Here is an 11,191-nt window from a genome sequence, read left to right on the forward strand (position 1 = left end):
CCAGCACCTTCATCAGGGCGGCCTGCTGGCGGCGCTGGCGGCGGGATGCGGCCAGTGCCCCCAGCAGCACCAGCAGCCCGGCCCCCAGCGTCACCGAGGCCACCGCCTGGACCGCGAAGCCGATCCGGTCCAGCACCATCCCGATCTGCCGGCTGACCTCGCTGATCGAGATCGGCGTCACGTTGGGCAGTGCCTGGGCCATGGCGTCCAGCAGCGCCGGCTCCTGGTCCGGCGGCACCCGCACGGTCGAGACCAGGGTGTGCGGCGCCTGCTCCAGCAGGCCCGGGCTGAACAGGAACACGAAGTCGATCCGGGCCCGCGACCAGTCGATCTCCCGGCGCAGGTTGGCGATCGTCGCCTCGACGGTGCGGCCCAGCACGTTGAAGGACAGGGTATCGCCGACGCCCACGCCATAGCCTTCGGCGACGTCGTCCTCGACCGAGACCAGCGGCGGCCCGCTATAGTCCTTCGGCCACCAGGTCCCCGCCACCAGCGGCTCGTCGCGTGGCGGATCGGCCGTCCAGGACAGGCCGCGGTCGCGCCGGACCGTCCAGCGCACGTTCTCGCCGATCGCCGCCTCTTCGACCGGCACGCCCTTGATCCCGGACACCCGGGCACGCAGCACCGGGGCGCGCTGATCGAGCGTGGCCTCGGGAAAGCGCGCCAGCACCTGGTCGAACGCCTCGACCTGGTTCGGCTGGATGTCGATGAACACGACCGAGGGTGCCCGTTCCGGCAGGCTGTTCTGCAGTTCCGCGTCGAGCGACTGCTGGACGAACAGGACGGTGGCCAGGACCGACAGGGCAGTGCCGGTCGCGACCACTACCGGCAGGGCCGTGGAGCCCGGCCGGTTCAGCCGGGCCAGCGAGAGGCGCAGGACCAGGGGCCCATGCCGGGCGAGCCGGCCCACCAGCGCCAGCACCGCTCGACCGAGCAGGGTGAGCAGGCCGGCCGCCAGCAGTGCCGCCAGGGCGAAGCCGGCGCCGATCTCGGGCCGGGGCGTGGTGAGTGCGGCGAGCCCGCCCACCAGCAGCACGCCCAGGCCCAGCACCAGGAGGCGCGGCCGCCAGCCGCCGTGCCGCTGCTCGGCCGCGGCCGGGCGCAGCAGGGCCGCCACCGGCAGATCGCGCGCGTCCAGGAGCGGCACGGCGGCGAACAGGAGGGCGGTCGCGATGCCCAGCAGGCCGGCGCGCAGCAGCGGCCAGGCGGCGAACACGTCGCCCAGCTCGAACGGGATCAGCTCGGCCGGCAGAAGGCGGGCGAGCGAGGCCAGGGCGTAGGCGCCCAGCGCCCCCAGCAGGGCCGCCAGCGCCGCCACCAGGGTCACCTGCAGCGCATAGACCAGCAGGACCTGGCCGGGCGTGGCACCCAGTGCCTTGAGCGTGGCGATGCCGGCGCGGCGCTGGACCAGCCAGCCCTGCACCGCCAGGCCGATGCCGATCCCGCCGGTGAGCAGAGCCGCCAGGGCGGCGACCGTCAGGTAGCTGGCCAGCCGGTCGGTGAAGCGCGCCACCTGGGGCTGGATCTCCTCCACCCCGCGAAGGCGGAACCGGGCACCGGGGGTGCTCTCGCGGATCGCGGCCTGGACGGCCTGGACGTCGGTGCCGTCCGGCAGGACGATGGCGCGCGACCAGGTGGTCACCGCACCGGGCAGGAGGATGCCGGTCTCCCGGATCGTGTCGATCGAGGCCACCACGCGCGGGCCAAGGCCATAGATGCCCTGGACCCGCTCGGGCTCGCTCACCAGGACCGCGCGGATGGTGACCAGTCCGTCGCCCAGGTGGATCCGGTCGCCGACCGCGACGCCCAAGCGCGGCAGGAGGGTGCGCTCCACCACCACCCCGCCATCGGCCAGCGCCTCGGCCACCGGCAACGGCGGATCGAGCTCGACCTGGCCCAGCAGCGGCCAGGGCTGCTCCACGCCCTTCAGCGCACTGGCGCGGCTGCGCGGTAGCCCACCTTCACCCGCAACCTCGCTCATGGCGAGCCCGCTCATCCGCACGGTCGAGCGCGATATGCTGCCCACCGGCACGGCAGGACCCAGCTCCTCGACGGTGATCGGCTCGCCCGAGGCCTCGGCCACGAGGTCGCCGCCCAATAGGCTGCGCGCGTCGCGCTCGACCGCATGGTCCACCGCGGAGGAAAGCAGGCCCACCGCACCGATCGCCGCCACGCCCAGCGCCAGGCAGAGCAGCAGGAGCCAGAAGCTGCGCAGGCCGCCGCGCAGGTCGCGCAGGGCGAAGGACAAGGCGAACGGCAGGCGCCGCGCGATCGTGGCCTGGGCGCTCATGCCGGCTGCCGCAGCTTCTGGTCGGCGGGGGCGGCCAGGTGCGGCGGAGCGGTCAGGCGGCCGTCCTCCATCCGGCAGGTCCAGTCGCAGGCCTGAGCCAGTTCCGGGTCGTGGGTCACCAGCAGCAGCGTGGTGCCGCGCTGGCGGCGCAGCGCGAACAGCAGCTCCATGACATGCCCGCCATTGGCGCGGTCGAGATTGCCGGTGGGCTCGTCGGCCAGCAGGATGGTGGGCTCGGTGACCAGGGCGCGCGCCAGCGCGGTGCGCTGCTGCTCGCCGCCGGACATCTGCCCGGGATAATGGTCGACGCGGTGAGCCAGGCCCACCTCGGCCAGCGCCGCTTCCGCCCGCTCCAGCGCGTCGCGCCGGCCCATCAACTCCAGCGGCACCGCGACGTTCTCCAGCGCCGACAGGGTCGGGATCAGGTGGAAGCTCTGGAACAGGATGGCGAGCCGCCCGCGCCGGAACCGGGCCAGCCCGTCCTCGTTCAGCGTGGCGATGTCGACCCCGTCCACGATCGCCTTGCCGCCGGTCGGCCGCTCGATGCCGGCGATCACCGCGATCAGGCTCGACTTGCCGGAGCCGGACGGACCCACCACGCTCACCGCAGACCCGGCCGGAACCTGGAGGTCGACGCCCTTGAGGATCGAGACCCGCCCGGCGGCCCCTGTCAGATCGAGACGAAGGTCCACGAGATTGATCATTCGATCCTCACATTCAGGCATTCCAGCACAGATGGCCGAGCCGGGCCGCAACGGCAACCGCAAGCCATCCGGTTGGACAGCGCTGCTCCGGCCGCTGGCCCTGGCCGGGCTCGCCATCGCCGCCATGGTCGCTGCACCAGGGCCGGCAACCGCCCAGGTCGAGGCCTGCCGGATCGCGGTGCTCGGCGATTCGCTGACCGCAGCCTACGGCCTTTCCGTGAACGAAGGATTTCCGGCACGCCTCGAAGCAGCGTTACGTGATGCCGGACGGAACTGCGCCGTGATCGACGCCGGGGTTTCCGGCGACACCTCGGCCGGCGGCCTCAGCCGGGCCGACTGGGTGTTGGCGGACAAGCCCAGCCACCTGATCGTCGAGCTGGGTGCGAACGACGCGCTGCGCGCCCTGCCCACCGATCAACTGGAGCGCAACCTCGACGCGATCATCGCCAAGGCCACGGCCGCGGGCGTGCCGGTATTTCTGGCTGGAATGCTGGCACCACCAAATCTCGGTGCCGCCTACGGAAAGTCGTTCCGTCAGGTCTATGAGGACGTAGCGGATCGCCATGACATACCGCTCTACCCGTTCTTCCTCGATGGCGTAGCTGGTGACCACACCCTCAACCTGCCCGATGGTATTCATCCCACCGCGGCGGGCATCGACATCATCGTCGAGCGGATCATGCCCACGATCGAGCAATGGCTGGACAAGGTCTCCTGAAGCGCGAGGCTGCAGTGGACGGATACTGATCTTGCCAGGCCTGCAGCAGATCTGCGCGGCCTGATCGGGGGATTGTGGAGAAGTACGTGGATTGTGTGGATATCCTTAGCGGCTGATTCGGGCGGGGGCAGCGGCCAGGGCAGCCCCAGGTGGTGAGGCCGGTTGCGTCTTCGCACGCGGCGAAGGAAAATCAGCGGAGGGGAAGCCGGCGGCAGCAGCCGCCCGCCATGGGCTTTTCGGGGCGACGGTCAGACCGTCCCCAGTCCTGGGCGCCGAAAGGAAGATAACAATGTCCGAGACGTTTCCGGTTCCTGCCTCGTTCGCGCAGACGGCGCTGATCGATGACCTTACCTATCGCACCATGTATGCCCGTTCGATCGAGGAGCCGGAGGCCTTCTGGGGCGAGATGGGCCAGCGCCTGCACTGGAGCAAGCCCTACACCAAGGTGAAGAACACCTCGTTCGACGGCGACGTCTCGATCAAGTGGTACGAGGACGGCGAGCTCAACGTCGCCTACAACTGCATCGACCGGCACCTGCCGCGGCACGCCAACCGGGTGGCGATCATCTGGGAGGCGGACAATCCCGAGCACGAGCGGATCGTCACCTACCGCGAGTTGCACCGCCGGGTCTGCAAGATCGCGAACGTGCTCAAGGCGCACGGGGTCAAGAAGGGCGACCGGGTCACCATCTACCTGCCGATGATCCCGGAAGCGGCCTACACCATGCTGGCCTGTGCCCGGATCGGCGCGGTGCATTCCGTGGTGTTCGGCGGCTTCTCGCCCGATTCGCTGGCAGACCGGATCAAGGACTGCGACAGCAAGCTCGTGGTCACCGCGGATGGTGGCTTGCGTGGCGGCAAGCCGGTGCCGCTCAAGGGCAATGTCGACGCAGCGCTGAAGAAGTGCCCGGACGACGTGAAGGTCCTGATGTTCCGTCATACCGGCATCGCGGTCGACATGCAGGAGGGCCGCGACTTCGACGCGTCGCAGGCAGCGCGCGACGCGAGCGAGGACTGCCCCTGCGAACCGATGAACGCGGAAGACCCGCTGTTCATCCTCTACACCTCGGGCTCGACCGGCAAGCCGAAGGGCGTGCTGCACACGACCGGCGGCTACCTCGTCTATACCTCGCTCACCCACAAATACGTGTTCGACTACAAGGACGGCGACGTCTACTGGTGCACCGCCGATGTCGGCTGGGTGACCGGGCACAGCTACATCATCTACGGCCCGCTTGCCAACGCGGCGACCACGCTGATGTTCGAGGGCGTGCCCAACTATCCGAGCGTGTCGCGCTTCTGGGAAGTCATCGACAAGCACCACGTCACGATCTTCTATACCGCCCCCACCGCGATCCGTGCGCTGATGCAGCAGGGCGACGAGCCGGTGAAGCGGACCTCGCGCGCATCCCTGCGCCTCTTGGGCTCGGTGGGCGAGCCGATCAACCCGGAGGCTTGGCTCTGGTATCACCGGGTGGTGGGCGACGGGCGCTGCCCGATCGTGGACACCTGGTGGCAGACCGAGACCGGCGGCATCCTGATCACGCCCCTGCCCGGCGCCACCGTGCTCAAGCCCGGCTCGGCGACCCGGCCGTTCTTCGGCGTGAAGCCGGCGCTGGTCGACAATGACGGCAAGCCGATCGAGGGGGCCGGCGAGGGCAATCTGGTGATCCGGGACAGCTGGCCCGGCCAGATGCGCTCGGTCTATGGCGACCACGAGCGGTTCGTGCAGACCTATTTCTCGACCTTCAAGGGCATGTACTTCACCGGCGACGGCGCCCGCCGGGACGAGGACGGCTACTGGTGGATCACCGGCCGGGTCGACGACGTCATCAACGTGTCCGGCCACCGCATGGGCACGGCCGAGGTGGAAAGCGCCCTGGTGGCACACCCGGCGGTCGCCGAGGCCGCGGTGGTAGGCTTCCCGCACGACATCAAGGGCCAGGGCATCTACTGCTACGTCACCCTGCAGAAGGACATCGAGTCGTCGGAGGCGCTGCGCGACGACCTGGTGAAGTGGGTGCGCAAGGAGATCGGCCCGATCGCCACGCCGGACTTCATCCAGTGGGCGCCGGGCCTGCCCAAGACCCGGTCGGGCAAGATCATGCGCCGGATCCTGCGCAAGATCGCGGCGAACGAGCATGACCAGCTGGGCGACACCAGCACGCTGGCCGATCCGTCCGTGGTGACCGACCTGGTGGCCAACCGCCTGAAGCGCTGATGCGGCGGCCCGCCGGCCGGTGGTTCCAGCCCGGCTGGAGCCGCCCCGGCGGGCTCATCCGAACCAGGGCGGGAAACAAAAAAGGGCGGTCCAGTCCGGGCCGCCCTTCTCCCTGTGCGGGAGCCTAATGTCAGCTATGTCTGCGTCCTGGGGGGGAACCGCTCGCATCGCTGTCCAATGACGAGTAGTCCATCTCCAGCCGCGCCACAACAACAATTTGGCCCTGCCGCAACAGGCTGTGCCCTTCATGCAACGCCCATCTGAGCGGCTCTGGCAGAAAAGCGACATCTGCAGGGCCAAGGCGGCATTTTCCAATCAATGGCTAGATTTCTCCTGCGCTCGATCAACCGGCAGGCGGAGCGATCCCAATCGGGTCCACCGGGGAACCAGCCTGTCATCTGTGTTTTGGAGGCTGCAGGGCTCGTTCCGTGAGCATGACGCGATTGTCATGTTCGTGGCCGAGCCCCTGGGTCAGTTGGCGGCCGGCGACCGCACTGCCAGGCTCAGCGGGCGGCCAGGCGTTCGCTGGCCAGCCGCTCCTCGCCGGCGGCACCCGCCGCCGGACGCGCCGGCCGCAAGGGCTTCTGCCCCAGGAGCAGCATGCGGGTGACCGTGAAGCGGCCGGCCACCAGCTCGACCAGGATCGGCAGGCCGATCCCGCCGGCCAGCATGATCACGAACATCACGTAGGGGTCGTGGATGCCGAGCCTGGGCAGCACCATGCGCAGCCCGGCCACGCCGAACATGTGGAACAGGTAGATCCCGTAGGAGTAGTTGCCGATCACGCCCAGGTAACGGTTGGTCCAGCCGGTGCGCATGATCAGCATGCAGAACGCCGCGCCGAACAGCAGGCCGATCGGACTCTCGCGCGAGACCGGATGATCCAGATAGCCCAGCAGGCCGGCCTGGGTGACCACGACACCGACCGCGACCAGCGCCCAGGCGATCGGCACTCCGCCCGGCCGAGCCAGCGGATCGCCGAATCGGCCGAAATACAGGCCCAGCAGGAAGAACGGCAGCAGGAACAGGGCGCCGTGGATCGAGAAATACTCGAGCCGGACCAAGTCGCCGGCACAGATCACCGCCGCCACGATCAGCGCCACCACGACCGCCGCGCGCTGCACGAGCAGGCCGAACGAGTCGAGGAACGCGACCAGCACGAAGATCATGAAGATCGCCTGGAGGAACCAGAAATGCTCGTAGGGGTACACGGGCAGCCAGACCACACCCAGCAGATCGCTGCCCGTCATGCCCTTGGAGACGCCCGAGACGATGTACTGGAGCGTGCCGACCACCAGGAGCGGGATCAGCAGGCGGCGCGCCTTGCCGGTCAGGAAGCCGCCGACATGCTGGCCTGGCGACACGCTGCGGAAAGTGTAGACGATGCCGGCCACGAAGGCGAACAGCGGCATGCGCAGATACTGGAACGACTCTGCCAGATGGCGCAGCAGGGTGCCGTCCCCCATCATCAGGCCGCGGTCGGGCGCGCTGCCGATCGTGTGGTAGGCGACCAGGAAGATGCAGGCCAGGCCGCGCAATGTCTGGATGGATTGCTTCAAGGCGTTTCTGCTCCGGCCCGTCATGACCAGCCGTTACTGCCCGCAACTCGAGTTGCGGGCCGAGGCTGTTCAGCGAGATGGGCTAGGGTGCGTGAAGTAGCGACGGTGATGCCCGAACAAGGATCGGCCAGTCGAGAGTCGCGCACCACCCGCCGGATGGCAAGTGGGCACAATGGCTCACATTACATCGAATTCATGATCGACTTTATGTTCCGTGACTTCCGGCTACTGCCGACAAAGCACGGGTGGTCCAGAGAATCAGCGATCGCCAGACAATCCACGCCAAGCCGATGGAGTTCCGGCGCATCGCCGGGCCGGGAGCCGTCACGACACCTTCTGGGCATGGCGCAGCGGCCAGTCGCGCCGCTCGCGCGGCGTCGATGCCGCCAGCTTGCGCAGCACCGGCTGGGGCTGGCCGTAGAGCATGCTTTCCAGTCGCTGCTTGTCTTCCACCATCTGCGCCAGCTCGGCCCGGGCCTCGTCGAGTTCCCGCAGGCCGACCTCGAGCTGCCCCTCCAGCCGGTCGAGCTCGCGATAGGCCGCCAGCAGCGCCTGGTCGCCTTCATCGATTCGGGCCAGCATCCGCTTCTGGCGACGCTCGAAGTGGTGGCTGATCTCCGCCAGCATGACGGCCTCGCGCTCGCGATACCAGCGGACGACGCCGTAGCCAGCGAGAACCATGCCGGTGAGGAAAGCCAGCGCTGCGAGCATGGAGCACCTATCGCGTTGTCGCGGTCAGGAGGCCCGCTACTTCGCTGCAGCGCAAGAGGCTACAAGGGCGCATCCGGAAATACCGTGAAGCAGATTCAATCGACTCGTCAGCTTCCGACTCAGGCCGTGAAGAATGCCGGATCGAACTGGACGGTTCCACCAGCACCATCCGATGTCAGCCTCAGGACCTGGAAATACTCGGCCGGCAGGCCAGGAAGCACCAGGGCGGGGTCGGCGACAAAGCCGAACCGGCGGTAGTAGGCCGGGTCGCCCAGCACCACGCAACCGGCAGCCTTGCGCTGGCACAGCTGCTCCAGCCCGGCCTCCACCAGGGCGCGGCCGATCCCCTGCCGCTGCCAGGAGGATGCCACTGCCAGCGGGCCCAGGCCAAACCAGCCGGCACTGCCGTCCGAGATCGTCACCGGCGAGCAGGCGACATGGCCGACCAGCTCCGCCCCGGCCGTCGCCACCAGGGACAGAGCGAGCCTACCTGAACGGCGCAGCTCGGCCACGATCGCCGCCTCGGTGCCGCTGCGATACGGTGCCGTCGCGAAGGCGGCGGTGATCAGTGCGGCGATCGCCGCCTCGTCCCCCGCCCGTTCCGCGCGGACCGCCACGTCCATCTCAGGCACTGCCCAGGATCAGATGGGCCGCCTTCTCCGCGATCATCATGCTCGGGCTGTTGGTGTTGCCCGAGGTGATGGTCGGCATCACCGAGGCGTCAGCAATCCGCAGCCCTTCCAGCCCGTGCACCTGCAGGCGCGGCGACACGACCGCACCCCGGTCGTCCGCAGGACCCATGCGGCAGGTGCCGGCCGGGTGGAAGATCGTGGTGCCGAGGTCGCCCGCGGCGCGGACCAGCCCGGCCTCGTCCTGCACCATGCTGCCCGGCCGCAGCTCCTCGGTGACGTAGCGGGCCAGGGCCGGGGCGGCGCAGATCCGCCGGGTGACGCGGATCGATTCCACCGCGACCTGCCGGTCCTCGTCCGTGGCCAGATAGTTCGGCCGGATGGCGGGATGGGCCCGCGGGTCGGCGCTGGTGACCCGGACTTCGCCGCGGCTGGTCGGCCGCAGGTTGCACACCGAGGCGGTGAAGGCCGGGAACGGATGGAGCGGGTCGCCGAACTTGTCGAGCGAGAGCGGCTGGACGTGATACTCGATGTTGGGCGTGGCGAAGCGCGGGTCGGAGCGGGTGAAGGCGCCCAGCTGCGAGGGCGCCATGGTGAGCGGCCCCTTGCGGAACAGGAGATATTCCAGCCCCATGCGGCCCTTGCCGAACATCGAGCCGACCCGCTCGTTCAGCGTGCCGATCCCCTGGACCCGATAGACCAGGCGCAGCTGCAGATGGTCCTGGAGGTTGGCGCCCACGCCCGGCAGGTCGTGGCGCAGCTCGATACCGGTCCCGGCCAGCCAGTCGCCGCGGCCGATGCCCGAGCGCTGCAGGAGTGCCGGACTCATCACCGCGCCGGCGCAGGAGATCACCTCGCGCCGTGCCCGCACCGAGCGGCCATCCACCAGCGCCACCCCGATGCAGCGCCGCCCGTCGAACAGGAGGTGGCGGGCCTCCGCCTCGGTCACGATCCGCAGGTTCGGCCGCTTGAGGACCGGGCGCAGGAACGCCTTGGCGGCGGTCCAGCGCACCCCCTTCTTCTGGTTGACCTGGAAGTAGCCGCAGCCCTCGTTGTCGCCGGTGTTGAAGTCGTCGGTCTTGGGGATGCCGACCTGGGCGCAGGCTTCCCGGAACGCGTCCAGGATCGGCCATGAGATCCTGGGGTTCTCGACCCGCCACTCGCCGCCGGCCCCGTGCAGTTCCGAGCTGCCGCCGACGAAGTCCTCCATGCGGGTGAAGCAGGGCAGCACGTCGTCCCAACCCCAGCCGACATTGCCCAGCTGGCGCCAGTGATCGTAGTCCGCGGCCTGCCCACGCATGTAGATCATGCCGTTGATCGCGGAACAGCCGCCCAGCACCCGGCCGCGCGGATAGTTCAGGCTGCGGCCGTTCAGGCCGGGCTCCGGCTCAGTCTTGAAGCACCAGTCGGTGCGGGGATTGTTCTGGGTGTAGAGATAGCCGATCGGGATGTGGATCCAGATCCAGTTGTCCCGTCCGCCGGCTTCCAGCAGGCAGACCCGGACCGACGGATCGGCCGACAGGCGGTTGGCCAGCACGCAGCCGGCCGAGCCGGCCCCGATGATCACATAGTCGAATTCGCCCAGATCCACCGCGACCATCCCTCCCCGGCTCGCTGCGTGATCAGTGCCGGGCTTGGCCGGCCGGGGCAAGCAGCAGCGGCGCCGGCACGTCGGCGGATGACCCCGGCTGAGCTGTTGCAGATGGCGACGCGGTCGCCGGCCTCAGCGCCGCGCCAGCTCGCAGAAGCGGCCGCCGGTCAGGCGCTGCAGGTCGTCCGGGGTCAGGCGGAACACGGCATCGGGAGCCCCGGCCGCCGCCCAGATCTCCCGCTGCCCCGCCAGGTCGGCATCCAGGAGCACGGTCACGGCCGGGTCATGCCCGACCGGCGCCACGCCGCCCACCGGATAGCCAGTCTTGGCCAGCACGAACGCCGGATCGGCTCGCCCGACCTTCTCGCCGAGCAGGGCCGCCAGCTTCTTCTCGTCGACCCGGTTGGCGCCCGAGGCCACCACCAGCACTGGGTCACCGCTTGCCCGACGGAACACCAGCGACTTGGCGATCTGGGCGATGGTGCAGCCGATCGCGGCGGCGGCATCGGCGGAGGTGGCGGTGCTCTGGTCGAACCGGCGCACCGGGTGGCTGGGCCCCAGCACGCGCCGGACCCGCTCCACGGGAGTTTCGGCATCGGTCATGCCGCATCTTCTACACCGACGACGATGCAGGTCGAGGCCGCGCGTGGCGGTGACGATGCCCCAAGAGGCACCGCCACCGCCACCCGACGAGCATCAAACCGGGCGTTTCATCCGGCACGGCGTCTTGGCGCGCCATGTTCCGGATCATAGCACGAAGATTGCGGG

General features: G+C 69.3%; 9 protein-coding genes. 2 read left to right on the forward strand and 7 right to left on the reverse strand.

The genetic code is table 11. The features are described 5' to 3' along the window. Together VNS22_RS00115 and VNS22_RS00120 are read right to left on the reverse strand one after the other, a co-directional pair. Positions 1-2,290, reverse strand: a 2,290-nt coding sequence (locus VNS22_RS00115; RefSeq protein WP_325728525.1) for an ABC transporter permease, incomplete at its 3' end; no start/stop codon positions are given. After that, positions 2,287-2,994 carry an ABC transporter ATP-binding protein gene (locus VNS22_RS00120; protein ID WP_325728526.1) on the reverse strand — a complete coding sequence of 236 codons (708 nt, stop codon included), beginning with the start codon at positions 2,992-2,994 and terminating at the stop codon, positions 2,287-2,289. The genes VNS22_RS00120 and VNS22_RS00115, both read right to left, overlap by 4 nt. Positions 2,995-3,025: 31 nt before the next feature. On the opposite strand from VNS22_RS00120, the gene VNS22_RS00125 reads away from it, so the two are divergent. After that, positions 3,026-3,712 (forward strand): arylesterase, encoded by a 687-nt coding sequence (locus VNS22_RS00125; protein ID WP_325728527.1) that lies wholly within the window; start codon positions 3,026-3,028, stop codon positions 3,710-3,712. Between the two features lie 289 nt (positions 3,713-4,001). After that, entirely contained in the window at positions 4,002-5,933 is a 1,932-nt protein-coding gene (gene acs, locus VNS22_RS00130) for an acetate--CoA ligase (protein WP_325728528.1), read from the forward strand. 503 nt (positions 5,934-6,436) lie between these two features. Here acs and VNS22_RS00135 read toward each other — a convergent pair. The 5 genes from VNS22_RS00135 to VNS22_RS00155 form a co-directional block, all read right to left on the reverse strand. Then, the gene (locus VNS22_RS00135) at positions 6,437-7,492 is read right to left on the reverse strand and encodes an acyltransferase (RefSeq protein ID WP_325728529.1); all 1,056 of its coding nucleotides are present in this window, start codon (positions 7,490-7,492) and stop codon (positions 6,437-6,439) included. A 324-nt stretch (positions 7,493-7,816) separates the two neighbouring features. Next, positions 7,817-8,203, reverse strand: a complete 387-nt coding sequence (locus VNS22_RS00140; RefSeq protein ID WP_325728530.1) for a hypothetical protein — start codon at positions 8,201-8,203, stop codon at positions 7,817-7,819. A 119-nt stretch (positions 8,204-8,322) separates the two neighbouring features. Beyond that, entirely contained in the window at positions 8,323-8,826 is a 504-nt protein-coding gene (locus tag VNS22_RS00145) for an N-acetyltransferase (protein WP_325728531.1), read from the reverse strand. A gap of 1 nt (position 8,827) precedes the next feature. Beyond that, positions 8,828-10,432 (reverse strand): GMC family oxidoreductase, encoded by a 1,605-nt coding sequence (locus tag VNS22_RS00150; protein WP_349261665.1) that lies wholly within the window; start codon positions 10,430-10,432, stop codon positions 8,828-8,830. Between the two features lie 123 nt (positions 10,433-10,555). Further along, entirely contained in the window at positions 10,556-11,026 is a 471-nt protein-coding gene (locus VNS22_RS00155; protein ID WP_325728533.1) for a YbaK/EbsC family protein, read from the reverse strand. Positions 11,027-11,191 lie beyond the last annotated feature (165 nt).

Origin of the sequence: Geminicoccus sp. (assembly GCF_035556675.1) — a bacterium.
GTDB lineage: Bacteria > Pseudomonadota > Alphaproteobacteria > Geminicoccales > Geminicoccaceae > Geminicoccus.